Below are 25,874 nucleotides of genomic sequence, written 5' to 3'. Positions count from 1 at the left end.
TCAGGAAAGGCCCCCGGCGTTGTCCGCCCCGGGGGCCTTTCCACGTCCGCGGACCGGCCGCGTCACCCGTCCCGGGCGCCCGGCATGGGCAGCATCGGATAGCTCCCCGTGTTGGTGGGCGCGTGCTCCGGCAGCCACAGGACCGCCACCGCGCCCTCGGCCGGCACCTCGGGCGGGGCGCCGGCGGGGCGGACGTTGCGGAAGGTGAGGCGGGCGCCGAGCACCCGGGCCTGGCCGGTGGCGATGGTCAGGCCGAGACCGTGGCCGCGGCCCGCGCGGTCGCTGCTGCCGGTACGGAAACGGCTGGGCCCCTCGTGCAGAAGCTTCTCGGGGAAACCCGGCCCGTGGTCGCGGACGCGGATGACCCGCCCCTCGACGGACACCTCGATCGGCGGCTTGCCGTGCCGGGCCGCGTTGGCCAGCAGGTTGAACAGCACCCGCTCCAGTCGCCGCGGATCGGTGGTCACCTCGGACTCGTGCACCACGAGCACCGCGATGTCCGGGTCCTTCGCGGCCACCCTCCGGGACACGAACTCGCCCAGCATGATGTCCTGCAGCTCCGCCCGCTCCGACGCCCCGTCGAGCCGCGCGACCTCCAGGACGTCCTCGACCAGGGTCCGCATGGCCTGCGCCCGGTCCCGTACCAGCTCCGTCGGACGGCCCGGGGGCAGCAGCTCGGCGGCCGTCAGCAGCCCGGTCACCGGAGTGCGCAGCTCGTGCGCGATGTCGGCGGTCACCCGGCGCTCGGCCTCGATGCGCTGCTGGAGCGCGTCCGCCATGGCGTCCACCGCGCGCGCCAGATCGTCGGTCTCGTCGCGTACGACACCGCCGATGGCGTCCCGCACCCGGACGTCCGTGTCGCCCCTCGCGACCTGGTTCGCGGCCGCCGCCGCCTTGCGCAGCCGGCGCGAGAGCTGGCCCCCGATGAGGACACCGAGGGCGCAGCCGCCGAAGACCACCGCGATGGAGCCGATGATCAGCGCCTGGTCGAGGTCCGTCATCACGGTCGCGCTGCGGTCGGTGAACCGCGTGTGCAGCGACAGCACCCTGCCGTCCTTGAGCGGCACGGCCGCCCAGATGTCCGGCACGCCGTTGTGCCCCTCGGCCACGAACGTGGCGCGGCGCCCCTGGGCGACCTTGAGCAGCAGGTCACGCGGGATGGTCGGGTCGTCGACCTCGACGCCGAAGGACTGCGTGCGGCCCGACTCGTACATGCGCTGCGCGACCTGGATGCGCTCGTCGGCGAGATCGCGCGAGTTGTCGAGCATCGAGACGCGGGCCGCGTTGTGCACGACCAGGCTCAGCGCGATCGCCACCAGCGCGCCGACGAGCGCGATCGCCGCGCTCAGCTTCCACCGGATGCCGGTGCGGATGTCCCTGCTCCCGACCGCCCCGGTGCCGGCCTGGACCAGGCGTCGAAATATCCCCCGCATACCCCTGCTCAGGCCTTCAACTTGTAGCCGAAGCCGCGGACCGTCTCGATCCGGTCCTGGCCGATCTTCGTACGCAGCCGCTGCACATGGACGTCGACCACCCGTGTGTCACCGCCCCATCCGTAGTCCCACACGCGTTCCAGGAGCTTGTCGCGGGACAGTACCGTGCCGGGCGCGGCCGAGAACTCCAGCAGCAGCCGCATCTCGGTGGGGGTGAGCGACACCGGCCGCCCGTCGCGCCGCACCTCCATGCCCTCGGTGTCGATCTCCAGGTCCCCGAAGGACAGGACCCCGCCGTCGAGCCGATCCGGCTCGGCCGAGGCGGGCCCCGCGGGACCGCTCGCGTGCCCGAAGCGCCGCAGCACCGCGCGGATCCGGGCCACCAGGACGGCGCCGTCGAAGGGCTTGGTGACGTAGTCGTCGGCGCCCGCCTCCAGGCCCAGCACCACGTCGATCGAGTCGGCCCGCGCCGACAGCATGATCACCGGCACGGTGGACTCGTCGCGGATACGGCGGCACAGACTGACCCCGTCGAGACCCGGCACCATGACGTCGAGCAGCGCGATGTCGGGCCGGTCGGCGCGGAAGGCCTCCAGCCCCGAGAGTCCGTCGGGCATGGCGGTGACCGCGAAACCGTCGCGCTCCAGGGCGAGCTGCGTGGCCTCGCGGATGACGTCGTCGTCCTCGACGAACAGGACGTGGGTCTGCTCTGCCATCCCTCTGCTCTCAGTTCGCGTCGGGGGCGGGCGAGTCGGCGCCGCCCACCGCGTTGCTGTAGTCGTTGTGGATCCGGGACTCCACGGCGAAACGGCCCGCGGACCAGCCGTAGGTGATCACCTCTTCGCTGGAGGGGTACGACACCGGGTCGTCCTTCCCGTACAGCTGCTGGGTGACCACCAGGTCGCCGCGGTCGATCTCCGCGTACACCGGCGGCTCCTCGGCGCGGAAGACGTTGCGGTATCCGCCGCCCTCCGCGCGGTACACGTACGAGCCGATGCCGACCGCGTCACCGCAGGTCATCACGTTCACCACGATGTCGTCCGCGGATCCGCCGGTCAGGTTCCCGTAGGAGACGTCGACCGGGTACTCGTCGGCCACGCACGGCTTCAGGTCGCGCTTGACGGCCGCGCTGACCTTCGGGTCCTGGCGCACGAGCCGCACCGCGTCGACGCGCCCGCTGCGCCTGGACGGCGTGGAGGCCGGGGTGGTGGTGCTCGCGACCGAGTCGGCGCCCGCCGGACCCTCGTCCCGGGCGCCGGTGCCTCCGGTGGCGCACGCCGAGGCGAAAAGGGCGAGGGCGGCGATCACGGCCGACGCCGTCATCACCGCCTTGGGGGCCCCACCGGGCCCGGTGGCCCCTGAACCTAGGCCGCGCAACGCTCCCGCTCCTCACGTTCGAGCGCGCGGGCGCCGCGCTCCTCACGGTCCCGGCTCTCCAGCTCCTCGCGGAGCCGGGCCAGCGCCCGGTGCAGCGTGCTCTTGACCGTTCCGGCCGACATGCCGAGCGCGGCGGCCGTCTCCTCCGTGGACATCTGCTCCCAGTGTCGCAGCACGACGACACTGCGCTGCTTGGGAGCCAGCACCTTCATGATGTCCATCAGCAGGGCGCGGTCCGCGTGCTGCTCGGTGGCGTCGTCGACGCTCGCGTCGGGAAGCTGCTCGGTCGGCACCTCTTCGAGCTTGCGGGCCCGCCACCACTCGGTCCGCGTGTTGATCATGACGCGGCGCAGGTAGGCGTCGGCGAGCCGCTTGTCCGCTATGCCGTCCCAGCGGCCGTACGTCCGTACGAGCGCGGTCTGGAGCAGGTCCTGGGCGTCGACCGGGTCGGGGACCAGGCGGCGGGCACTGCGCAGCAGCGCGTCCTGCCGGGTACGGACGTACTCCTCGAACTCGAGCACCTCTCCCTGCGCCATGCCGACCGCCTCCATCCCCGTTGCCGGCCCGCCCGCTGCCGGCTGTCCGTTGCCTGTGTGCCGCTGTCCCCGCGGTACGGGAATGAAGCTACGGAGGCGTTGTCACGGGGTTGTCCGAGGCAGCCTGCGGCGAGCGCTCGGCTGTACGTCGGTTGTGTAACGGATGTAGGAGAGGGGTAAGCGGGCGTGCCGGGTTGTCGGGATTGCGGGTGTTTTCGGCGGCCGGGTGCGTGTCACGGGGCCGCCGGGAGCTGTGGGTCAGCTGAGGGGCAGCCGGTAGAGGCCGCCCGCCACGGGTTCGACCAGCCCGTCGGAGACGAGGCCGTCCAGGGCGCGGGCGCGCTGCACCGGCTCGTCCCACACCCCGTCGAGCGCCGCCTGCGGCACCGGGGTCACGGCCTCCCGCAGCACCGCCAGCAGCCGCCCGCGGACCTGGCGGTCGGTACCCGCGTACGTCTGACCGCGGCGCGGCGGGCCCTGGTGCTCCGGCTTCCCGGCCAGCCGCCAGGCGCACAGCGCGGCGATCGGGCAGCGGTGGCACGACTCGTTCTTCGCCGTGCACACCAGCGCGCCGAGCTCCATGGAGGCGGCGGCCCAGCGCGAGGCCGTGCGCTCGTCCTCGGGGAGCAGGGCGCGGGCGAGCTTGCGCTCGGCGGCGGTCGTGGCGTTCGGCGGGTACTGGGTGCCGGCGACCGCGCGGGCGAAGACCCGCCGCACGTTCGTGTCCAGGACGGCGTGCCGCTGCCCGTACGCGAACGACGCCACGGCGGCCGCCGTGTACTCGCCGATCCCGGGCAGCGCCAGCAGCTGGGCGTGCTCGGCCGGTACGTCGCCGCCGTGCCGTTCCGTTATGGCGACCGCGGCGCCGTGCAGCCGCAGCGCGCGGCGCGGGTAGCCGAGGCGGCCCCAGGCGCGGACGGCCTCGCCGGGTGCCTCCTTGGCGAGGTCGGCGGGGCGCGGCCAGCGGGCCAGCCACTGCTCGTAGACGGGCAGCACGCGGTTCACCGGCGTCTGCTGCAGCATGAACTCACTGACCATCACGCCCCAGGGGCCGGCGTCGGGGCGCCGCCACGGCAGGTCACGGGCGTGCTCGTCGAACCAGTCGATGACCGGCTCGTGCAGGGATGCACCGGGAGCGCCGGGCGCTGCGGCCGACGGGGTGCTGGGCGTGGGCAAGGTGGGTGCAGTCATGACGTATCCGATCCTGCCACGGGCGGGCGCCCGGGCGCGGCCAGCCACGGGGGCGGGTCGTAAGACCTGACGATCGGCCGGGGCGTCCGGGTCCGGCCCGCCCGCGCCGCCGACGCCCGGCCGGCACGAGACCCCCGGGCCCGGGCGGACGGCCGCGGGGTGCCGGCGGGCACGCGCTCCACCCTCGTCCCCGCCCTCTTCTCGCAGGGTGTGACCGAGCCGGGGTGGACGGGGTCCTCTGCCGCCCGGTCCGGCACCCGCGCGCCGGGAGCGAGGGCACCTCGACGGCCGTGTCACCGCGCCGAGTTCGAGATCACGGAACGTGTCCGCCACCCCGTTTTCGTCACTCCCCGCGATCAAGGGCGGCCCGGTGGGGTGCGACTCGACACGTACGGCGTCCCACCGGGATGATGATCCGGAAAAGTTGGTGCGCCGGGCGGCATGTGGGGCCAGGGAAGGCGGCGATCTCTCGTACAGTTTGCGCCGTGGGATCTCTGCGCAATCCGGTCGGGCCGCTTCCCTCCTCCATCTACTGGCGACGGAGGGCCGTTCTGCTGTCCGTGGTCGGCTTGTTGGCGCTGCTCATCCTGTGGGTGGTCACCAACGGCGGCGGAGGCGGGGGCGGCAACGGAGACGGCTCCAACGGCAAGAACCCGGCGCCCTCGATCACCCCGGGGCCCTCCAGCACGGGACCCGCCATCAGCCAACACCCCGGCGGGCGCGACGAGTCGAGCGGTACGGGCGACGGCGGCGACGGTTCCGGCGCGGACGGCGGCGGCGCGGGCTCCGGTGGCGGCGCGGGCTCGGCGGGTTCCGCCGGTGGCTCGGACGACGGGTCCAAGGGCGGGGGAGGCTCGGGCGGACAGCTCCCGGCCGGCTCCGGACTCCCCAACTGCACGCCGGGAGCCGTCAAGTTGACGGTGCGCAGCGTCCACAACACCTACGCGCCCGGTAAGAAGCCCGCCATCGAGCTGATCGCCAAGAACACCTCGTCCGGCGACTGCAAGGTCGATCTCGGCCCGAAGAACACCGTTCTGACGATCACTCAGGCGGGCAGCGACGACGCCTTCTGGTCCTCGAAGGACTGCCCCAAGGGCTCCGGCAGCCTCCTCTTCCGCGTCCCCGCCGACGGGCGTGTGACGCACACCGTCGAGTGGGACCGCAAGGCGAGCGCCCCCGAGTGCGCGACGCCCCCGGCGGGTTCGGCGTCCGCCGGCACCTACCTGGTGGAGGCGAAGGCGCCGGGTCTGGCCAAGGCCCAGACGTCGTTCGTCCTGGAGAAGGACTGACGCGGGACCGGCGGAAACGGAGAACCCAGGGGCGTCTCGGCCCCTGGGTGGCGTCCGCGGAGACCCGAAGGCTCAGACGTACCGCTCCAGGATCGAGGACTCCGCCAGCCGCGAGAGGCCCTCGCGGACGCTGCGGGCCCGCGCCTCGCCGACGCCGTCGACCGTCTGGAGGTCGTCCACGCTCGCGGCGAGCAGCTTCTGCAGACCGCCGAAGTGCTCCACGAGCCGGTCGATGATCGCGCCGGGCAGCCGGGGCACCTTCGCCAGCAGCCGGAAGCCGCGCGGCGACACCGCGGAGTCGAGCGCCTCGGGAGAGCCGGTGTAGCCCAACGCCCGTGCCACCGTCGGCATTTCCAGCAGCTCCGCGTGCGACAGGGCGTCCAGCTCGAAGAGCGCCTCGTCCACCGTGCGCGAGCGCTTGGCGGTCGGCTCGGGCACGTAGTCCCGTACGACCAGCTCGCGCTCGGGCTCCACGCCGGCGATCAGCTCGTCCAGCTGGAGCGCCAGAAGCCGTCCGTCCGTGCCCAGTTCGACGACGTACTCGGCGATCTCGGTGGCGATCCGGCGCACCATCTCCAGGCGCTGGGCCACCGCCGAGACGTCCCGGACGGTGACCAGGTCCTCGATCTCCAGCGCCGACAGCGTGCCCGCGACCTCGTCCAGCCGGAGCTTGTAGCGCTCCAGCGTGGCGAGCGCCTGGTTCGCGCGGGACAGGATCGCCGCCGAGTCCTCCAGGACGCGGCGCTGGCCGTCCACGTACAGGGCGATCAGACGCATCGACTGGGAGACCGAGACGACCGGGAAGCCGACCTGCTTGGACACGCGGTCGGCGGTGCGGTGCCGGGTGCCGGTCTCCTCCGTGGGAATCGTCGGGTCGGGCACCAGCTGCACGCCCGCCCGCAGGATCTTGGTGATGTCCTTGTCGAGCACGATGCCGCCGTCGAGCTTGCACAGCTCACGCAGCCGCGTCGCCGTGAACTCGACGTCCAGCACGAAGCCACCGGTGCACATCGCCTCGACGGTCTTGTCGGACCCGAGCACGATGAGTCCTCCGGTGTTGCCGCGGAGGATCCGCTCGAGCCCGTCGCGCAGTGCCGTGCCGGGTGCCACGGCACTCAGTGAGGCGCGCATCAGGCCATCGGCACCGGAGCTCCCACCGGATTTTCCGGGAGCTGCTGCCCGGTCGTTGGCTGCCACTGCACTCCTCCGGTCGCAGGTTTCCGGTCGCCCTCGGTTCGTACGGACGGGCGAGACCTGGGCAAAGTCTACCGGCGCTCTTCGTCCTCCCGTGGGGCCTCTCTCCGACGGGAGCGCGGAAGGACGCGCAGGGCGTCGCCCATGTCGGCCACCTCGACCACCTTCATACCGGGTGGAATCCTGCCCGGATCGGCCGGTACGAGGGCGTGCGTGAAGCCCAGACGGTGCGCCTCGGCCAGCCGCCGCTGGACGCCCGTCACCCTTCTGACCTCGCCCGCGAGGCCCACCTCGCCGATCGCGACGAGGTTCTTCGGCAGCGGGGTGTCACTCGCCGCGGAGGCCAGCGCGAGCGCGATCGCCAGGTCCGCAGCCGGCTCCGAGAGCTTCACGCCGCCGACCGTCGCGGAGTAGATGTCCCGCTTTCCGAGGGCGGTGATCCGGCCCCGCTGCTCCAGGACGGCGAGCATCATCGACACCCGGGAGGTCTCAAGGCCCGACGTGGTGCGCCGGGGCGAGGGGATCTGCGAGTCGACGGTCAGCGCCTGGACCTCGGCCACCAGCGGGCGGCGGCCCTCCAGCGTCACCGTCAGACAGGTGCCCGGGACCGGCTCGGCGCGGCGGGTGAGGAACAGCCCGGACGGGTCGGCCAGGCCCGTGATGCCCTCGTCGTGCAGCTCGAAGCAGCCGACCTCGTCCGTCGTGCCGTAGCGGTTCTTCACCCCTCGGACCAGACGCAGCCGCGCGTGCCGGTCGCCCTCGAAGCTCAGCACCACGTCCACGAGGTGCTCCAGCAGGCGCGGTCCCGCGATCGCGCCGTCCTTCGTGACATGGCCCACCAGCAGCGTGGCCATCCCGCGGTCCTTCGAGGCGCGGATCAGGGCGCCCGCCACCTCGCGGACCTGGGCCATGCCGCCCGGGGCGCCGTCGATCTCCGGCGAGGCGACGGTCTGCACGGAGTCGAGGATCAGCAGCGACGGCTTGACGGCGTCCAAGTGGCCCAGCACCGCGGCCAGGTCGGTCTCCGCGGCCAGGTACAGGTGGTCGTCGATCGCCTTGATCCGGTCGGCGCGCGCCCGGACCTGGCTCGCCGACTCCTCACCCGTAACGTACAGGGTGCGGTGCTCGTCGCTCGCCGACTTCGCCGCCACGTCCAGCAGCAGCGTCGACTTGCCGACGCCCGGTTCGCCCGCGACGAGGACGACCGCGCCGGGGACCAGGCCGCCGCCGAGGACACGGTCCAGCTCCGGTACGCCGGTGCTGCGCGCGGTGGCCTGACGGGCGTCGACCTGTCCGATCGGGACGGCGGAGGTGGTGACGCGGCCCGGTGCCGTCGTGCGGACCGCGGGGGCGCCGTACTCCTCGACCGTGCCCCATGCCTGGCACTCGGGGCAGCGGCCGAGCCACTTGGCCGTCTGCCAGCCGCATTCGGTGCAGCGGTAGGACGGCCGGTCCTTCGCGGTTTTCGTACGGGCAACCATGGGGGGAACCGTAGCCGAGGCCACCGACAGCGCCCTTTTCACGGCTGGGACGCCCGGGCTGGGGCGGGTGTGCGGGTGTGGACGGGGTGCCGCCGGGAACGCCGTCGAGGGCGTGTTCGTACGGCGCGACGCTCGTGCGCCGCGGCCCGCGCGGGTGCCCCTTGATCGCCGCCCGTGAGGGTGTGGGCCATGGGATACGGGCCTGCTGTCCCCTTATGAGGGATCGTTTCACCCGTACGGATTAAATGTGCTCAAGGGGGAGGAAGGGGCCACCACTCGGCGCCTACGGTCGCGAGGGTGATGAGCAGCAGTCCGGAGACCTCCACGCACACCACCGGCGCACACCGGGCGCACCCAGACGCGCGCAAGCGGGGGGCCGTGTCCCGCGCCGCGTCGAGCCGCACCCTGACGCACCGTCCTCCCGCGCGCTACGAGCCGTATCTGGACGGCCTGTTCACGTACTGCCTGTCCGTGCTCTGCGACCACGACGCGGCGACCGCGGCGCTGGGCGACGTCCTGGTGCTGGCCGAGCGCCGGGGCGCGCGGGGGCCGGACTCCGCGGACGACCGCAGGGCCTGGCTGTACGCGCTCGCGCGCTGGGCCTGTCTGCGCAAGCTCGCCGAGACCCGGCGCCGACGGCAGGCGGCCCACGCCGCGGGCCGGCGCGCGCCGAGGGAAGGCGGCCCGCAGGGAGGTCCGCGGGGCGGTCACAAGGAGGCCGCCGACCGGCGCGCGGCCGAGGCGGTGAGCGCCTCCGCCGTCTCCGAGGAGGTCCAGCGGCAGCGCCGCCGCGAACTGGCCCTGCTGGCCTGGCCGGAGGCCGCCGGGACCACCCCGGAGCAGCGGGAGGCGCTCGAACTGGCCGTCCGGCACCAGCTCGCCGCCCACGAGGTCGCCGCGGTGCTCGGCATGGACCTGGCCGCGGCGCGGGAACTGCTCGCCGCCGCGGCCTGCGAGGTGGAGCGCACCCGCGCCGCGCTGGCCGTCGTGGAGACCGGGGCCTGCCCGAGCGTGGCCCGCCTCACCGGCGACAACCAGCTCGTCCTGAGCGCCACCCTGCGCCGCGAACTCGTCCGGCACGTCGACGACTGCCCGCGCTGCCGCCGTACCGCCGAGCGCGCGGTCCCCGGCGCCTGGCCCGGGACCAGCGTCACCCCCGCCGCGCTCCCCGTCCTGGAGGCCCCGCGCGCGAGCCTGCACCTGGCGATGGCGCACGTGCCGCGCGCGCGGAGCCACGGCCCGCGCTTCGACCGCCGAGGCTTCCCGATGGACCCCAAGGACCACGCCGCGCGCAGGGACCGGCTCCGGGCGCGCGCCGTGACGACGACGGTGGTCGCCACGGTCGTCGCCGCGCCCGTCCTCGCGCTCTGGGCGGCGTACCGGGGGGCGCCGCTCACCGGGGAGGGCGCGGACGGCCGCCCGGTCACGGCGAGCGAGGTGCACGGCCCCGACGGACTCGGGAGCGACGAGACCGGCTACGAGAACGCGGGCAACGCCAGCACCAGGCCCGACGGCCGGTTCGGCGACGGCGACGGCTCGTCCGACGTGTCCGTGGAGGTCGTCAGCGCCAAGACCGGCGGGAAGAAGGGCGCGGGGCAGCTCGCGGTGACGGCCGGGAACACCGGCGACACGACCCTCATCACGCTGACCGCGTCCGGGAGTTCACCGGTGCGCTGGTCGGCGTCCACCGCGGCCCCCTGGCTCTACCTGAGCCAGTCCTCCGGGACGCTCAAGCCGGGCGAGTCGCTGACGGTCCGGGTGTACGTCGACCATCTGCGCGAGCCCGTCGGCGCCTGGACCGCCCGGGTGGCGATCGCCCCGGCGGGAGCGGTGGTCACGATCTCCGGGTACGGCGACGCCGGCCCGTCCGACCCCGATCCGCGCCCGAGCCACCCGACGCCGTCCGCCCCGGGTCCCCGGCCGAGCGACCCGACGCCCTCGGACCCGCATCCGACGCCGGGGAACCCGAGCCCGAGCGACCCGACGCCGACGCCCAGCGGCTCGGCGAGCCCGGACCCGTCGCCGTCGAGCGGCGAGCCGAGCCCGGCCTCGTAGGGGCGGGACTCAGCCCACGGGGTCCGCGGGGTGCGGAGCGATCAGGGGGAGCTGGGAGGCCAGGCGCTGCTCGCAGAGCTCGACCAGCCGGTCGTACCCGGCCTTGCCCATCAGCTCGACGAGCTCCGGGCGGTACGAGACGTAGACGGGGTCGCCGGCGCCGTGCGCGGAGGTCGCCGAGGTGCACCACCAGTGCAGGTCGTGGCCGCCCGGACCCCAGCCGCGCCGGTCGTACTCACCGATGGAGACCTGGAGCACACGCGTGTCGTCGGGCCGGTCGATCCACTCGTACGTCCGGCGCACCGGGAGCTGCCAGCAGACGTCCGGCTTGGTCTCCAGCGGCTCGCGGCCCTCCTTGAGCGCCAGGATGTGCAGCGAGCAGCCCATGCCGCCCTCGAAGCCGGGCCGGTTCTGGAAGATGCACGAGCCGTTGTACGGCCGGGTCTGGCGCTCGCCGTCCTCGTCCTCGGACACCCAGCCGCTCGTGGTGCCGATGTCGTGGTGCTGCCAGATGTCCGGCGTGAGGCGTGCCACGTACCCCGCGACGCGCTTCTCGTCGTCCTCGTCGGAGAAGTGCGCGCCCAGCGTGCAGCACCCGTCGTCCGCGCGGCCCGCCTGGATGCCCTGGCAGCCGCTCCCGAAGATGCAGTTCCAGCGGGAGGTCAGCCATGTCAGGTCACAGCGGAACACCTGCTCGTCGTCGGCCGGATCCGGGAATTCCACCCAGGCACGGGCGAAGTCGAGCCCCTGTTCGTCCGCCTTCTTCGGGGACTTCCGGGACTTGGGCGCCTTCGCCTGCGAAGGCTCCTTGGCGGATTTGTCGGGCTTCGCCTTTTTCGTCTTTGGCACCCGTCCAGGGTAAGTCGCCGGAAGCCGCTCCGGGGACTGCCACCCGTGCGGCGGGCAGTAGCGTTCCGTACATGAGACTCGGTGTCCTCGACGTGGGTTCGAACACGGTGCATCTGCTGGTGGTGGACGCTCACCCCGGCGCGCGCCCGCTGCCCGCGCACTCGCACAAGGTGGAGCTGCGGCTCGCGCAACTCCTCGACGCGGACGGTGCGATCGGCCCGGAGGGGGTCGACCGGCTGATATCCGTCGTCAAGGAGGCCATGCAGGCCGCCGAGGACAAGGGCGTCGAGGACCTGCTGCCGTTCGCGACCTCGGCGGTGCGCGAGGCGAGCAACGCGGACGACGTCCTGACGCGCGTGCACACCGAGACCGGCGTCGAGCTCCAGGTCCTCACCGGCGCCGAGGAGGCCCGGCTCACCTTTCTCGCCGCCCGCCGCTGGTTCGGCTGGTCGGCGGGAAAACTGCTCGTCCTGGACATCGGGGGCGGGTCCCTGGAGATCGCCTACGGGATGGACGAGGAGCCGGACACCGCGGTGTCGCTGCCGCTGGGGGCGGGGCGGCTGACCGCCGGGTGGCTGCCCGGGGACCCGCCGGACCCGGCCGCCGTGAAGTCGCTGCGCCGGCACGTGCGGGCGCAGATCGCCCGTACGGTCGGTGAGTTCACCCGGCTCGGGGCGCCGGACCACGTGGTCGCCACGTCCAAGACCTTCAAGCAGCTGGCCCGCCTGGCCGGCGCCGCCCGCTCCGCCGAGGGGCTGTACGTCCAGCGCGAGCTGAAGCGGGAGTCGCTGGAGGGGTGGGTGCCCCGCCTCGCCGGGATGACCACGGCCGAGCGTGCCGAGCTCCCGGGTGTGTCCGAGGGACGCGCCGGGCAGCTCGTCGCGGGGGCGTTGGTGGCCGAGGCGGCGATGGATCTGTTCGGTGTGGAGACGGTCGACATCTGCCCGTGGGCGCTACGAGAAGGCGTGATCCTCCGCCACCTCGACCACATGCCCCCCACGTAACCCCCCAAGGTGACCAACGTCACCTCCCCACCCGGCCGCAGCCCACGAACGCCCGCCATCTGCCCCGGCGTCGAGACGAGGGGACCGAAACGGTGTGCCGCCTGGGTGGGCCCCCTGTCCCCCCGTACATCCAGCACCGGCGCTGCGACCGAGGCCAAGGTGGGACGGCGAGCCCGGCGCCAACAGGGAGCCGCCTGCGCCCACCCTCCCCCACTCTCGGCTCCGCTCGAGCGGGGGCCCCCATCGCCCCAGCGGCACGATTGCCCGCAGCTGGGGCGGGCGGCCCGCCGGCGCCAGCCGGGTGGGTGGGCGCCACCCCTCGCCGCACGCCCGTCCGCCAGGTGGCGCCGCCCACCGGCCCGCACCGGAGCCCCCGGGCCCGCGCCCCCGCGGCTCGGCCCCCCACGGCCCGCAGTCGCGATCGCACCGAAGGGGCCGTGCCGGTACATCAAATGGCCGTGGAGACGGGGACGTACCCGACCGAGGAACGCTGGTGACGGACGCCGACATCAACTACCGACGGCCGGATGTACCGGCACGGCCCCGACCCACCCACCGGACCGAAGGCGACCGACGCCCACAGAACGGCACCGGCCGGACTCCGCCCCCGCCCCCCACCCGGGCCGCTCGCGCCCCGTACCCTGTCCCTCGTGGCAGAACCAGTGGTGCGCATCCCGGATGCGAAGGTCGCGCTGTCCACGGCCTCCGTGTATCCGGAGTCCACGGCGACGGCCTTCGAGATCGCCGCGCGCCTCGGCTACGACGGCGTCGAGGTCATGGTCTGGACGGACCCGGTCAGCCAGGACATCGAATCCCTGCGCAGACTCAGCGACTACCACCGCATCCCGATCCTCGCCGTCCACGCCCCCTGCCTGCTGATCACGCAGCGCGTCTGGTCCACCGACCCGTGGACCAAGCTCCAGCGCGCCCAGGCGGCCGCGGAGAAGCTCGGCGCCGGCACGGTCGTCGTGCACCCGCCCTTCCGCTGGCAGCGCCAGTACGCGAAGGACTTCGTCGACGGCATCTGGCGCATGGCGAACGAGACGGACGTCCGCTTCGCGGTCGAGAACATGTACCCCTGGCGCTACCGCGACCGCGAGATGCTGGCGTACGCACCCGACTGGGACGTGACGAAGGAGGACTACCGTCACTTCACCATCGACCTCAGCCACACCGCCACGGCCCGCACGGACGCCGTACAGATGATCGACCGCATGGGCGACCGCCTCGGCCACGTGCACCTCGCCGACGGCAACGGCTCCAACAAGGACGAGCACCTGGTCCCGGGCCGCGGGACCCAGCCCTGCGCCGAGGTGCTGGAGCGCCTCGCGACCACCGGCTTCGACGGCCACGTCGTCATCGAGGTCAACACCCGCCGCGCGATGTCCAGCGCGGAGCGCGAGGCCGACCTCGCCGAGGCCCTCGCGTTCACCCGCCTCCACCTGGCCTCCGCGGTCCGGGTCCCCCGGTCGTGAGCGCGGCGACCCCGGCCCCCCGCCGCCGCGGACGCCCCTCCCGTACGGAGACGGCGGCGTCCCCGGCCACGAGGGAGGTCATCCTCGCGGCGGCGAGGGAGGAGTTCTCCGAGCGGGGCTACGAGAAGACGTCGGTACGGGGCATCGCCAAGACGGCCGGCGTCGACCCGGCGCTGGTGCACCACTACTTCGGCACCAAGGAGCAGGTCTTCGAGGCGGCCGTGGCGGTCGCCTTCGCGCCCGCCCTGGAGGCACCGAGCACCGTCGAGGAGGGCCCGCTGGAGGGCGTGGGCGAGCGCCTGACCCGCTTCGTCTTCGGTGTCTGGGAGAACCCGGCGACGCGTACGCCACTGCTGGCGATCGTCCGTTCGGCGGTGAACAACGAGTCCGCGGCGGCGGTCTTCCGGCGCCTGATCGCCACCCAGCTGCTGCGCCGCATCGCCCGGCAGCTGGAGGTCCCGGACCCGGAGCTGCGGGCGGAACTGGCGGCGGCGCAGCTGGTAGGGGTCGCGATGCTGCGGTACGTGATCAAGGTGGAGCCGCTGGCGTCGGCGGACCCGGAACAGGTCATCGCGAGGATCGCCCCGGTGGTCCAGAGCCACCTCACGAGCCCCTGACCAGGTTCGCACCCCACACCGCGCCCCACCCACCCCCGCACCTCCCGAGCCTCACACCCCGAGCCTCACACCCCGAGCCCCACACCCCCGAGCCCCGTCCCCACACCACCAGAGCACCCCCGCCCTAGCCCCACCCCCCGAACCCCACCCGCCACCCATAACCGCCCGCCGAGACACCCATCCCGCATTCCGGACACCCCGTCCGGATCCTGGAGCACGGGCGTAGGCTCGACGGCAGTCATTACTCTCCGAAGGAGCGAGCGACGATGCCCGAGCTGAGGTCCCGCACAGTCACCCACGGCCGCAACATGGCGGGCGCACGCGCCCTTATGCGCGCCTCCGGTGTACCGGGCGCGGACATCGGACGGAAGCCGATCATCGCGGTCGCCAACTCGTTCACGGAGTTCGTGCCGGGCCACACGCACCTCCAGCCGGTCGGCCGGATCGTCAGCGAGGCCATCACGGCCGCGGGCGGCATCCCCCGGGAGTTCAACACCATCGCGGTGGACGACGGCATCGCGATGGGCCACGGCGGCATGCTGTACTCGCTGCCGTCCCGCGACCTGATCGCGGACAGCGTCGAGTACATGGTCGAGGCGCACTGCGCGGACGCCCTGATCTGCATCTCGAACTGCGACAAGATCACCCCCGGCATGCTGATGGCCGCCCTGCGGCTGAACATCCCGACGGTCTTCGTCTCCGGCGGCCCGATGGAGTCCGGCCGGGCGACCCTGGTCGACGGCACCGTCCGCACGCTGGACCTCGTCGACGCGATCTCGGACGCGGTGAACGACAAGATCTCGGACGAGGACATCCTCCGTATCGAGGAGAACGCCTGCCCGACCTGCGGCTCCTGTTCCGGCATGTTCACCGCCAACTCGATGAACTGCCTCACGGAGGCCATCGGCCTGTCCCTGCCGGGCAACGGCTCGGTGCTGGCCACGCACACCGCCCGCAAGGGCCTGTACGAGGACGCCGCGCGCACGGTCATGGACGTGACCCGCCGCTACTACGAGCAGGACGACGAGTCGGTCCTGCCGCGCAACGTCGCCACCCTCGCGGCCTTCGAGAACGCGATGGCGCTGGACATCGCCATGGGCGGCTCGACGAACACGATCCTGCACCTGCTGGCCGCGGCCCAGGAGGCGGGCGTCCCCTTCGGCCTGGAGGAGATCAACGAGGTCTCGCGCCGCGTGCCCTGCCTCGCCAAGGTCGCGCCGAACGTCGCCAAGGACCGTACGTACTACATGGAGGACGTCCACCGCGCGGGCGGCATCCCGGCCCTGCTGGGCGAGCTGCACCGGGCCGGCCTCCTGAACGAGGACGTGCACTCGGTGCACAGCCCGTCGCTGTCGGACTGGCTGAAGACGTGGGACGTGCGCGGCGGCTCCCCGTCGCCGAAGGCCGTCGAGCTGTGGCACGCGGCCCCCGGCTGCGTCCGCTCCGCCGAGGCCTTCTCCCAGTCGGAGCGCTGGGAGGCCCTGGACGAGGACGCGGAGAACGGCTGCATCCGCTCGGCGGAGCACGCGTACTCCAAGGACGGCGGTCTGGCGGTCCTGAAGGGGAACCTGGCCGTGGACGGCTGCGTCGTGAAGACGGCGGGCGTCGACGAGTCGATCTGGACGTTCGAGGGCCCGGCGGTCGTCTGCGAGTCGCAGGAGCAGGCCGTCGAGAAGATCCTGAACAAGCAGATCACGCACGGCGACGTGGTGGTCATCCGCTACGAGGGCCCCAAGGGCGGCCCCGGCATGCAGGAGATGCTCTACCCGACGTCGTTCCTCAAGGGCCGCGGACTGGGCAAGACCTGCGCGCTGATCACGGACGGCCGTTTCTCCGGCGGCACGTCGGGCCTGTCGATCGGGCACGCCTCGCCCGAGGCGGCGTCCGGCGGCACCATCGCCCTCGTCGAGGACGGGGACCGCATCCGGATCGACATCCCGAACCGCTCGATCGAGCTGCTCGTCTCCGACGCCGACCTGGCGGCCCGCCGCGAGGCGCTGAACGGCGTGTACGCGCCCGTCGGCCGTGAGCGCAAGGTCTCCGCCGCGCTGCGCGCCTACGCGGCGATGGCCACGAGCGCGGACAAGGGCGCAGTCCGGGACGTGTCGAAGCTCGGCTGACGCCCCGGATCCGGGCCACGCCCGCCACAAGGTAGACGTGAAGGGGGCCGCTCCTCGGGGGAGCGGCCCCCTTCACGTATCTCGGTGCCCGCCGCCTTCCCAGCCGTCGGCCCGGAGCCGCCCCCAGCCGCAACGCACCCTGCTTACGAGCCACCGCACCGCACCACGGAGGCGCAAAGCCCCCGAAGCGCGCCCCCGAACGTCCCCGGAACGCGCCTCCGAAACGCCCGCGGAGGCGCCCCTCACCACCCAGCCGGATCGCCTCCCGGCACGGCGAACACGGTCCCGTCCGGTGCGCCGGCGAAGACGCGGCCGTCGGCCACCGAGGGTGCCGGGAGCTGGGCGACGACCCGGTCGGAGTGGGCGCCGAGCCGGATCGAGGTCTGCCCGACGAGCCGGCCCACGCGGGTGTCCACGGCGAGCAGCCGCCCGTCCGCGGAGGTGAAGTACACGTGCTGGGCGTCGGCGACCGGCGTGGAGCCCCGGCTCACGGACGTCTCCAGCCGCCACCGCTGCTTCAGCGTGTCCAGGTCGACGGCGACCATGCCACCGCCGGTGGCCAGCAGGTAACCGGTGTCGCCGCGCACGGCGGCCTGGGCCTGCGGGAGCGCCACGGCGAGGGGGACCCGGCGCGAGGCGTCGGTGCGGGGGTCGTACCTGACGACGGCGTTCGTCTCGCCGTTCAGGTCGGCGGCGGTCAGGACGAGCGCGCCCCGCCGCGTGCCGACCGGCGTCAGCTGGCCGTCCAGCCGGGTGTCCCAGCGCACCTCGCCGGTCGCCGGGTCCACCGCGGTGACGTGCGTACGCGATCCGTCGGCCGCCAGGCTCGTGGCGTACGCGGGCCCGTTGCCGGGGAAGGAGACGACGGACGGCGAGAGGTGCCCGGGCAGCCGGTGGCTCCAGCGCTTCTCTCCCGAGGCGCCGTCGAGCCCGGTGAGCGTCCCGTCGGCGCCGGTGAGCAGGACGGTGCCGCCCGCGTGCCCCACCCCGTTGTACGCCGAGAGGTCCAGCTTCCAGCGCGTCCTGCCCGTGGCGGGGTCGAGCGCCTCCAGCCGCCGGCCCTCGTGCGTCACGGAGTGCACCAGCCCGCCCGACACGGCCGGCGGCGGCACGGGGCCTCCCGGCTCGCCGGAGGTGCCGTCGCGCTCCTCGGAGGGGTGCTGCCACAGCACCCGGCCGTCGGCCGGGTCGAGCGCGGAGACCAACCCCGGCTGGGCGCAGAACAGTTGCTTGGAGGCGTAGGCGCACTGAGGCGTCCCGAAGGGCTCACCGGAGACGGGGGCCGCACGGGAGCCGTCGGGCCCGTCGACGCCGGACGGGTCGGTGCCGCCGCTGCCGGACGGGTCGGCCGCGGGCCTGCTGTCCCAGGCCTCGACGACCGTCGACGCGGACTGGGGCCGGCCGTCGGACGGAGCACCGCCGTCCTCGACGAACAGCTGGTGCGAGACCAGGCCACCGGCCACGGCCAGGGCGACGGCCCCGGCGACGAGGAGCAGTCTCCGCCGCCCCGCGAGTCCACGCGCCAGGCCGGCCCGCGGCTCACCCCGCCGAGGCGGGCCGCCACTCCCCGGACCGCTGCTGCCCCCGCCTCCGCCGTCCGCACGCGAACCCAGCTCACCGAGCCTCCCCGCCCCGGAGCCCTCAGCGCCGAACGCCCCCGCACCGAATCGCCAGTCGTCGGCGTCGGCGTCGGTGTCGCCGGTGCCGGCCTCCCGCGAGCCGTCCGCCGGACCGTCCGCGCCCGTCGGGCTCGACGGCATCGCGCGCTGGGCCGGTATGAACGCCTGGGTGTCGTACGAGGCGGCCACCGAGCGCAGTTCCCGCATGAGTTCGTCGGGGGTGGGCCGGTCCTCCGGCTCCTTGGCCAGGCAGCGCGCGACGAACGGCGCGAGGTTCTCCGGCACTCCGGTCAGGTCGGGCTCGTCGTGCACGACCTGGTACGCGACGACGTACGGGCTGTCCGAGTCGAAGGGGCCGCGGCCGGTCGCCGCGTGCACCATCACCGACCCGAGGGCGAAGATGTCCGCCGCCGGTCCCACCTCCCGCGGGCGCCGGAACTGCTCGGGCGCCATGAAGGGCGGGGTGCCGATCAACTTGCCGGTCTCGGTGCGCAGTTCGCTGTCCGATGGCCGGGAGATGCCGAAGTCGATGACCTTGGGGCCGTCGTCGGCGAGCAGGACGTTGCTCGGTTTGAGGTCGCGGTGCACGACGCCCACCCGGTGGATGTCCCGCAGGGCCTCGGCGAGTCCGGCCATCAGGCGGCGCAACTGCCCGGTGGGCATGGGCCCGTTCCGCTTCACGTGCTCGGCGAGGGTCGGCCCGGGGATGAACAGGGTGGCCATCCACGGGCGCCCGCCGTCGGCGTCCGCGTCGACGACGGGCGCGGTGAACGCGCCGCTCACCCGGCGCGCGGCGGCGATCTCCTGCCGGAACCGGCCCCTGAACTCGGGGTCCCTGGCGAACTCGGCGTGCACGACCTTCACCGCGAGCCGCAGCCCCGACTCACTGCGCGCCAGGTGCACGACGCCCATACCGCCGGACCCGAGGCGTTCTTCCAGGTGGTACTGACCGGCGTACTCGGGAAGTTCCGCTTCCGCATCCGCTCCGGTGTTCCGCTGTGGCGCCATGGACCCACCCCCGTGCTGTTCGTCCGCGCGCGCGACGCACGGAGCCTAGTCGATGCTTCGTGCGATACAGAGGCGGCTTGCTAGCCTCCGCGTGCGACAGGTGAACATCTGTGCCTGGCGTGATGTCGACGGCGTCCGTGAGGCGCGTGCGACGTCCCATGTCAGATTCAACGGGGGAGGCCTTCATGGCTGTTGACCGCATCGAGAGCACCGAAGAGGAGAGCGCGTCCACGACGGCGGCCGCGAACACCACGGCGGCCGCGAGCACGATGGCGGCGGCGCTCACGTACTACCCGATCGCACCCGGGACCACGGTGAACGTCCGCAGCGGCCCCGGCACCTCGTACCGCATCGTCCGGGTCCTGCCCGAGGGCTCCCGGGTGGCGATCTTCTGCCAGCGTCCGGGCGAGACGATCAGCGGCCCGTACGGCACGACGAACATCTGGGACAACATCGCGAGCGGCGAGTACGTCTCGGACGCGTACGTGAGGACCGGCAGCGACGGGTACGTCGCCCCGCGCTGCGGCTGAGCACCGGTGGGCGGGGTTCGCGGGGTACCGGGTCGCCGGGGCGATAATCGTCGCGTGAGTGACGAGACCGGTACCCCCGCGGGCCCCCAGCCCGAGCCCATCCGTTTCTTCGGGACGACGTGGGTGGAGCACGACGGCGGCTACGCGGCCCGCCGGGCCGGCGTGGCCGCCGGCTCCCTGGCCGCCGCGGTCGCCGCCTGCTTCGTCCTGCGCTTCGCCTACCAGGGCCTCGCGATCGCGGACGTCGGCCGGCTGGTGACGCTGCTGCTCGTGGTGATGTTCGCGGTGTGCAGCGCGCTCGCGTTCCGCCACACCCTGGAGACGTTCTCCAAGCGCCCCGACCCCGACCGGCAGGCCTCGCTGCGCGGGCTTCTCGCGATCGGCTTCATCGGCTCGCTCCTCGCCTACTTCCTCCGCTCCCTCACCGAGGCCCCCGGCGAGCGGCTGCACCGCGAGGAGTTCGAGGCGGCCCGCACCCAGTACGAGCGCCGCTCCAAGCGCCGTACCCGCAACCCCTCCAAGAAGCGGACGGGCTGATCACCCCGCCCGTCCACCGCGACGGACGGGAAAGCACCTCCCACTCGCGCCCCACCCCGGTCACCATGGCCGTATGGCCGCCCCCGCACACGACTCGGACCGCGACGCGAACCCCGCAGCCCCGGCCCACCCCCCTGCGCACCACATCCGGGCGCACTCCTTCAACGCCGCCGCCGCGCAGTACGCCGCGAGCCGCCCCTCCTACCCGCCCGCCCTCCTCGACGCGGTCGAGGACCTGGCGGGCCGCCCCCTCGCCGGCTCCCGGGTCGTCGACGTCGGAGCGGGTACGGGGATCGCGACCACGCTGCTGCGCGAGAGGGGCGCGGACGTGGTCGCCGTCGAACCCGGCGCGGGCATGGCGGCCGAATTCCGCCGCACCCTTCCCGACGTCCCGCTCGTACGCGGCGACGGCAACGCGCTCCCGCTCGCCGACGCCTGCGCCGACCTCCTCACCTACGCGCAGGCCTGGCACTGGACCGACCCGGCCCGGGCGGTACCGGAGGCGATGCGCGTACTGCGCCCCGGCGGCGCCCTCGCGCTGTGGTGGAACATGGACGCGCAGGACGTCCCGTGGATCGCCGCCCAGGCGGGCCGGGTGGAGCGCCGCTTCGGGGCCGGCATCGGCAAGAAGAGCGGCGGCGGCCCGCGCGCCGAGCTGGCGTTCACCGGCGCGCCGCGCGTCCCCGACTTCGCTCAGCGCCGGGTCCGCTGGAGCCGCACCGTCCCCCTCGACACCCACCTCGCCAACATCGGCAGCCACTCCCTCTTCCTGGTCCTCGGCGAAGAGGGCACCGCGGCCTTCCTCGCCGAGGAGCGCGCCCACCTCCTGGAGGTCTTCCCGCACGGCCAGGTCGAAGAGGTCTACGACGTCATGCTGATCGTCGCCACCCGCCCCTGACCCCGTACGCACCTCCGGCGCGAGCCCGGACACCGCGGACCCGTACGCCCGTACGCCCCGCCCGTCCCGCACTCGCGCCCGTGCCCGCAGCCCCTGCGCGCCCAGGCGACTCGACCCCGCACACGCGCTCCCGCCCCTGACCCCGCCCAGCCCGCCGGCCCTCCCGAGCCCCGGTCTCCGCGCGCCCTCCGCCGTGCGGACCCCGGGGCTCGACGCACTCCCGCCCCCGGTGACCGAGCGCATCACCCGTCGAACACCCGTCCCCGGCCTTGACGCCCGAGCCCCCGGAGGCGCGATAATCAGCACATGATGAATATCGGCCCCCGTCCGCCCGACGGCACCCCCGGCACGCCGTCGCCGGACGACGTCTCCGCCCCCGCCGTCCGCGCCGAGGGACTCACGGTCGTACGCGGCACCCGCACGGTCCTGCGAGGGCTCGACTTCGCCGTCCCGCGCGGCCAGATCACCGGGTTGCTCGGCCCCTCCGGCTGCGGCAAGTCGACCCTGATGCGCGCGGTCGTAGGCACCCAGGCCAAGGTGTCCGGCACCCTTGAGGTCCTGGGTCGCCCCGCGGGCGACGCCACCCTCCGCTCCCGGATCGGCTACGTCACCCAGGCCCCCTCGGTCTACGACGACCTGTCGGTCCGGCAGAACCTCGACTACTTCGCCGCGATCCTCGACCCGGGCCGGGCCGCCGCCGACCGCCGCCACGAGCGCGTCAGCCAGGCCGTCGCCGAGGTGGACCTCACCTCGCACGCCGACTCCCTGGCCGGCAACCTGTCCGGCGGCCAGCGCAGCCGGGTCTCCCTCGCCGTCGCCCTCCTCGGCACCCCCGAACTCCTCGTCCTCGACGAACCGACCGTCGGCCTCGACCCCGTGCTGCGCCGCGACCTGTGGAACCTGTTCCACTCCATCGCCGCCGACCGCGGCGCCACCCTCCTCGTCTCCTCGCACGTCATGGACGAGGCCGAGCGCTGCCACCGGCTGCTCCTGATGCGCGAGGGCGAGATCCTCGGCGGGGGCACCTCCCGGCCGGAGGACGGCGGAGAGACCCCCGACGCCCTGCGCGAGCGCACCGGCTCCGACACCGTCGAGGCCGCCTTCCTCCACCTGGTCGACGAGGCGGTCGCCGCCGGCAAGAAGTCCTCGACACCCGTTCCCGCCACCCAGGCCCGGAACGGCGACCGGCCCCGCAAGGAGACCGCCCGATGAGCACCGCGACCGACACCCGCCCCGGCACCGGTCCGGCGACCCGTCCGAGCGCCCTGAACCTCTCCCGCACCACCGCGACCGCGACCCGCGTCCTGCGCCAGCTCCGCCACGACCCCCGCACCATCGCGCTGATGGTCCTCGTCCCGTGCGTGATGCTCCTGCTGCTGCGCTACGTGTTCGACGGCAGCCCGCGCACCTTCGACTCCATCGGCGCCTCGCTGCTCGGGGTCTTCCCGCTGATCACGATGTTCCTCGTCACCTCCATCGCCACCCTGCGCGAACGCACCTCCGGCACCCTCGAACGCCTCCTCGCCATGCCCCTCGGCAAGGGCGACCTCATCGCCGGCTACGGCCTCGCCTTCGGAGCCGTCGCGATCGTCCAGTCCGCGCTCGCCACCGGACTCGCCGTCTGGATCCTCGGCCTGGACGTCACCGGCTCACCCTGGCTGCTCCTGCTGGTCGCCCTGCTCGACGCGCTCCTCGGCACGGCCCTCGGCCTCTTCGTCTCGGCCTTCGCCGCCTCGGAGTTCCAGGCGGTCCAGTTCATGCCGGCGGTGATCTTCCCCCAGCTCCTCCTCTGCGGCCTGTTCACCCCGCGCTCCGAGATGCACCCCGCCCTGGAAGCCGTCTCCGACGTCCTCCCCATGTCCTACGCCGTCGACGGAATGAACGAGGTCCTCAGGCACACCGACCTGACGGCCACCTTCGTCCGCGACGTCCTGATCGTCGCGGGCTGCGCCCTGCTGGTCCTGGGCCTCGGCGCCGCCACCCTCCGCAGGCGAACCTCGTAGCAGGGGCCGCGACCCCGGCGCGCGTCCCGCCCAACGGACGGCGAAGCCCTCCCGGCACCCCGGGTGCGAGGATGGACCCCGGACGACGCACCCTCGGGAGGGCACCCGCACATGAGCCAGAAAGTCGCAGTCCTCGGCACCGGCAAGATCGGCGAAGCGCTGCTCAGCGGCATGATCCGAGCCGGCTGGGCGCCCGCCGACCTGCTGGTCACCGCCCGCCGCCCCGAGCGCGCCAGGGAACTCCACGAGCGCCACGGCGTCACCCCGGTCGGCAACGCCGAGGCGGCCAAGACCGCGGACACCCTCATCCTCACGGTCAAGCCGCAGGACATGGGAAGCCTCCTGGACGAACTCGCCCCGCACGTCCCGGTCGACCGCCTCGTCATCAGCGGCGCCGCGGGCATCCCCACCTCGTTCTTCGAGGAGCGCCTCACCCGGGGCACCCCCGTCGTCCGCGTCATGACGAACACCCCCGCGCTGGTCGACGAGGCGATGTCCGTCATCTCCGCCGGCAGCCACGCCACCGCCGAGCACCTCGCCCACGCCGAGGAGATCTTCGGCGCCGTGGGCAAGACGCTCCGCGTCCCGGAGTCCCAGCAGGACGCCTGCACCGCGCTCTCCGGCTCGGGACCCGCGTACTTCTTCTACCTGGTCGAGGCCATGACGGACGCCGGCATCCTGCTCGGCCTGCCCCGCGACAAGGCCCACGACCTGATCGTCCAGTCCGCGATCGGCGCCGCCGTGATGCTCCGCGACAGCGGCGAGCACCCCGTGAAGCTCCGCGAGAACGTCACGTCCCCCGCGGGCACCACGATCAACGCCATCCGCGAGCTGGAGAACCACGGCGTGCGCGCGGCCCTCATCGCCGCGCTGGAAGCGGCCCGCGACCGCAGCCGCGCCCTCGCCTCCGGCAGCAGCTGACGCCGCCGGGGCCGGGGGACGCCCCCGGCCCCGGATCCAGCACCGGCCCCGGCTACCCGGCCGCAGGCAGCAGCCCGATCGCCCGGTACGCCGCGTCCACCGTCGGCCGCGCCAGCTCCCTGGCCCGCTCCGCACCCCGCCGCAGCACGTCGTCCACGTGGGCGGGATCCGCGCACAGCGCCTGGTGCCTCTCCCGCACGGGCCGCAGCACCTCGACCACCGCCTCGGCGGTGTCCTTCTTCAGCGCGCCGTACGACCGGTACTCCCCGCTCAGCGCCTCGGGGCTCCCGCCGGTGCAGCTCGCGAGGATCTCCAGCAGGTTGGCGATCCCGGGCTGCTTCTCCCGGTCGTACGCCACATCCTGGCCGCTGTCCGTGACGGCCCGCGCGACCTTCTTCCGCACGGTGTCGGGCTCGTCGAGCAGGTACACGATCCCGGGCCCGGAGTCGTCGCTCTTCCCCATCTTCGAAAGCGGTTCCTGGAGGTTCATGACCCGCGCCGCGACCTCGGGGCGCGTGGCCCGCGGCACCACGAACGTGTGCCCGTACCGCTGGTTGAAGCGCACGGCGAGATCACGCGTCAGCTCGACATGCTGGGTCTGGTCGTCCCCGACCGGCACCTCGTCCGTCCCGTACGCCAGGATGTCCGCCGCCATCAGCGCGGGATACGTGAGCAGCGACAGCCGCACACTCCCGCCCCGCGCCCGTTCCCGGGCGGCCTTCTCCTTGTACTGGATCATCCGTCGCATCTCCCCGTCGGTCGCGACGCACTCCAGCAGGTACGACAGCCGCGTGTGCTCGTCCACATGACTCTGTACGAACACGGTGCACAGCTCGGGATCCAGCCCCGACGCCAGCAGCAGCGTGGCCGCCTGCCTGCTGAGTCTGCGCACGCGCGCCGGATCGTGGTCCACGGTCAGCGCGTGCAGGTCCACGACACAGAACAGGGCGTCGGCCCGGTGCTGGTCGACCTCGGCCCACCGGCGCACGGCCCCCAGATAGTTCCCCAGCGTCAGATGCCCGGTCGGCTTGATCCCGCTGAAGATGCGCGTCATCTCTCCACCTCCTGGTCGAGACCGCCGCGTCCGCCGGCCGGTCCTCCCGGAGGGAGACACAAAAACGGCCGCCGAGGCGGCGGCCGTTGGGTGCATACGTGAGCACGGCCGCCCTCAGGCGGCCCACCACTGCTGGGTGCACGCATGCGTAGTCATGGGTCGAGCGTACGCCTGCGAGCCGCCCTGAGGAGCGGAGTTGACACGCCTCCACCCCCTACGTAATGTTCTCCGGGCTGTCCGACGTGAGCGCCGACTCCGGTCGGTCCCCGGACAGCCATTCCGCAGCAAGCACTCAACGAACGACGTTCAGTCGTCGCGTTGTTTCCATGCGCGTTTGCGAAATGAGGAATCCGCGTTCGAAAGGACGCCGGCCCGATTAGCTCGGGAGCCGAGATTCCGCTAAAGTCTCACTCGTCGGAACGGCCCGAAAGCCGTGAGGACAAGCCCCCTGACTGGGAATCAGGCCCGAAAGGATCTGATAGAGTCGGAACCGCCGGAAAGGGAAACGCGAAAGCGGAAACCTGGAAAGCACCGAGGAAATCGGAACCGGAAACGGTCTGATAGAGTCGGAAACGCAAGACCGAAGGGAAGCGCCCGGAGGAAAGCCCGAGAGGGTGAGTACAAAGGAAGCGTCCGTTCCTTGAGAACTCAACAGCGTGCCAAAAATCAACGCCAGATATGTT

The 25,874-nt window shown here is 73.2% G+C and carries 22 protein-coding genes; 12 read left to right on the top strand and 10 right to left on the bottom strand.

The window, feature by feature from the left end; all coding sequences use genetic code 11:
• Positions 1-62 precede the first annotated feature (62 nt).
• The 5 genes from cseC to ACFYQQ_RS16150 all read right to left on the bottom strand — a co-directional run bounded on the left by cseC (position 63) and on the right by ACFYQQ_RS16150 (position 4,537).
• Positions 63-1,433, bottom strand: coding sequence for a two-component system sensor histidine kinase CseC (cseC, locus tag ACFYQQ_RS16170; RefSeq protein WP_355784771.1), 1,371 nt, complete (start codon positions 1,431-1,433; stop codon positions 63-65).
• Positions 1,434-1,441: 8 nt separating this feature from the next.
• Positions 1,442-2,149, bottom strand: a complete 708-nt coding sequence (gene cseB, locus ACFYQQ_RS16165) for a two-component system response regulator CseB (protein WP_355784774.1) — start codon at positions 2,147-2,149, stop codon at positions 1,442-1,444.
• A gap of 10 nt (positions 2,150-2,159) precedes the next feature.
• Positions 2,160-2,810 carry a hypothetical protein gene (locus ACFYQQ_RS16160; protein WP_388904794.1) on the bottom strand — a complete coding sequence of 217 codons (651 nt, stop codon included), beginning with the start codon at positions 2,808-2,810 and terminating at the stop codon, positions 2,160-2,162.
• Complete coding sequence (locus tag ACFYQQ_RS16155; protein WP_355784780.1) at positions 2,798-3,346, bottom strand: SigE family RNA polymerase sigma factor; 549 nt, start codon at positions 3,344-3,346, stop codon at positions 2,798-2,800. The genes ACFYQQ_RS16160 and ACFYQQ_RS16155 overlap by 13 nt, the downstream gene beginning before the upstream one ends.
• A gap of 258 nt (positions 3,347-3,604) precedes the next feature.
• Complete coding sequence (locus ACFYQQ_RS16150; protein WP_355784783.1) at positions 3,605-4,537, bottom strand: A/G-specific adenine glycosylase; 933 nt, start codon at positions 4,535-4,537, stop codon at positions 3,605-3,607.
• 485 nt (positions 4,538-5,022) lie between these two features.
• Here ACFYQQ_RS16150 and ACFYQQ_RS16145 point away from each other — a divergent pair, with 485 nt between their 5' ends.
• Positions 5,023-5,826, top strand: coding sequence for a hypothetical protein (locus tag ACFYQQ_RS16145; RefSeq protein ID WP_388904793.1), 804 nt, complete (start codon positions 5,023-5,025; stop codon positions 5,824-5,826).
• A 72-nt stretch (positions 5,827-5,898) separates the two neighbouring features.
• On the opposite strand, the gene disA is transcribed toward ACFYQQ_RS16145, so the two are convergent.
• Complete coding sequence (disA, locus tag ACFYQQ_RS16140; RefSeq protein WP_355783725.1) at positions 5,899-7,023, bottom strand: DNA integrity scanning diadenylate cyclase DisA; 1,125 nt, start codon at positions 7,021-7,023, stop codon at positions 5,899-5,901.
• Positions 7,024-7,091: 68 nt separating this feature from the next.
• Complete coding sequence (radA, locus tag ACFYQQ_RS16135) at positions 7,092-8,501, bottom strand: DNA repair protein RadA (RefSeq protein ID WP_355783722.1); 1,410 nt, start codon at positions 8,499-8,501, stop codon at positions 7,092-7,094.
• Between the two features lie 297 nt (positions 8,502-8,798).
• Between radA and ACFYQQ_RS16130 the strand changes: the two genes are divergently transcribed.
• Positions 8,799-10,556, top strand: coding sequence for a hypothetical protein (locus ACFYQQ_RS16130; protein WP_388904792.1), 1,758 nt, complete (start codon positions 8,799-8,801; stop codon positions 10,554-10,556).
• 9 nt (positions 10,557-10,565) lie between these two features.
• On the opposite strand, the gene ACFYQQ_RS16125 is transcribed toward ACFYQQ_RS16130, so the two are convergent.
• Positions 10,566-11,405: a hypothetical protein gene (locus ACFYQQ_RS16125; protein WP_355782435.1), complete on the bottom strand. Its 840-nt coding sequence runs from the start codon at positions 11,403-11,405 to the stop codon at positions 10,566-10,568.
• Positions 11,406-11,476: 71 nt separating this feature from the next.
• Between ACFYQQ_RS16125 and ACFYQQ_RS16120 the strand changes: the two genes are divergently transcribed.
• The 4 genes from ACFYQQ_RS16120 to ilvD all read left to right on the top strand — a co-directional run bounded on the left by ACFYQQ_RS16120 (position 11,477) and on the right by ilvD (position 16,621).
• Positions 11,477-12,409, top strand: coding sequence for a Ppx/GppA phosphatase family protein (locus tag ACFYQQ_RS16120; RefSeq protein WP_355782438.1), 933 nt, complete (start codon positions 11,477-11,479; stop codon positions 12,407-12,409).
• 650 nt (positions 12,410-13,059) lie between these two features.
• Positions 13,060-13,884 (top strand): sugar phosphate isomerase/epimerase, encoded by an 825-nt coding sequence (locus ACFYQQ_RS16115; RefSeq protein WP_355793991.1) that lies wholly within the window; start codon positions 13,060-13,062, stop codon positions 13,882-13,884.
• Entirely contained in the window at positions 13,881-14,501 is a 621-nt protein-coding gene (locus tag ACFYQQ_RS16110) for a TetR family transcriptional regulator (RefSeq protein WP_355793992.1), read from the top strand. The genes ACFYQQ_RS16115 and ACFYQQ_RS16110 overlap by 4 nt, the downstream gene beginning before the upstream one ends.
• A 266-nt stretch (positions 14,502-14,767) precedes the next feature.
• Positions 14,768-16,621 (top strand): dihydroxy-acid dehydratase, encoded by a 1,854-nt coding sequence (gene ilvD / locus ACFYQQ_RS16105; RefSeq protein ID WP_356173808.1) that lies wholly within the window; start codon positions 14,768-14,770, stop codon positions 16,619-16,621.
• Between the two features lie 242 nt (positions 16,622-16,863).
• Here ilvD and ACFYQQ_RS16100 read toward each other — a convergent pair whose 3' ends face one another.
• Positions 16,864-19,248, bottom strand: coding sequence for a serine/threonine-protein kinase (locus ACFYQQ_RS16100; RefSeq protein WP_388904791.1), 2,385 nt, complete (start codon positions 19,246-19,248; stop codon positions 16,864-16,866).
• 185 nt (positions 19,249-19,433) lie between these two features.
• On the opposite strand from ACFYQQ_RS16100, the gene ACFYQQ_RS16095 reads away from it, so the two are divergent.
• The 6 genes from ACFYQQ_RS16095 (at position 19,434) to proC (ending at position 24,137) form a co-directional block, all read left to right on the top strand.
• The gene (locus ACFYQQ_RS16095; RefSeq protein WP_355787882.1) at positions 19,434-19,778 is read left to right on the top strand and encodes an SH3 domain-containing protein; all 345 of its coding nucleotides are present in this window, start codon (positions 19,434-19,436) and stop codon (positions 19,776-19,778) included.
• 54 nt (positions 19,779-19,832) lie between these two features.
• Complete coding sequence (locus ACFYQQ_RS16090; protein ID WP_355787879.1) at positions 19,833-20,315, top strand: EamA/RhaT family transporter; 483 nt, start codon at positions 19,833-19,835, stop codon at positions 20,313-20,315.
• 73 nt (positions 20,316-20,388) lie between these two features.
• Positions 20,389-21,213: a class I SAM-dependent methyltransferase gene (locus ACFYQQ_RS16085; RefSeq protein WP_355787876.1), complete on the top strand. Its 825-nt coding sequence runs from the start codon at positions 20,389-20,391 to the stop codon at positions 21,211-21,213.
• A gap of 306 nt (positions 21,214-21,519) precedes the next feature.
• The gene (locus tag ACFYQQ_RS16080; protein ID WP_388904790.1) at positions 21,520-22,425 is read left to right on the top strand and encodes an ABC transporter ATP-binding protein; all 906 of its coding nucleotides are present in this window, start codon (positions 21,520-21,522) and stop codon (positions 22,423-22,425) included.
• Positions 22,422-23,216 carry an ABC transporter permease gene (locus tag ACFYQQ_RS16075; RefSeq protein WP_355787873.1) on the top strand — a complete coding sequence of 265 codons (795 nt, stop codon included), beginning with the start codon at positions 22,422-22,424 and terminating at the stop codon, positions 23,214-23,216. The genes ACFYQQ_RS16080 and ACFYQQ_RS16075 overlap by 4 nt, the downstream gene beginning before the upstream one ends.
• Before the next feature lie 111 nt (positions 23,217-23,327).
• Complete coding sequence (gene proC / locus ACFYQQ_RS16070) at positions 23,328-24,137, top strand: pyrroline-5-carboxylate reductase (protein WP_356173820.1); 810 nt, start codon at positions 23,328-23,330, stop codon at positions 24,135-24,137.
• 52 nt (positions 24,138-24,189) lie between these two features.
• Here the strand turns inward: proC and trpS are convergent, their stop codons facing one another.
• Positions 24,190-25,191 (bottom strand): tryptophan--tRNA ligase, encoded by a 1,002-nt coding sequence (gene trpS, locus ACFYQQ_RS16065; RefSeq protein WP_356173823.1) that lies wholly within the window; start codon positions 25,189-25,191, stop codon positions 24,190-24,192.
• Between the last annotated feature and the right edge of the window lie 683 nt (positions 25,192-25,874).

It is taken from the genome of Streptomyces sp. NPDC005496, assembly GCF_042872045.1.
In the GTDB taxonomy this organism is placed as follows: Bacteria; Actinomycetota; Actinomycetes; order Streptomycetales; family Streptomycetaceae; genus Streptomyces.
The sequence above is the reverse complement of the archived record's forward strand: the minus strand, read 5'-3'. Positions and strand labels throughout refer to the sequence as shown.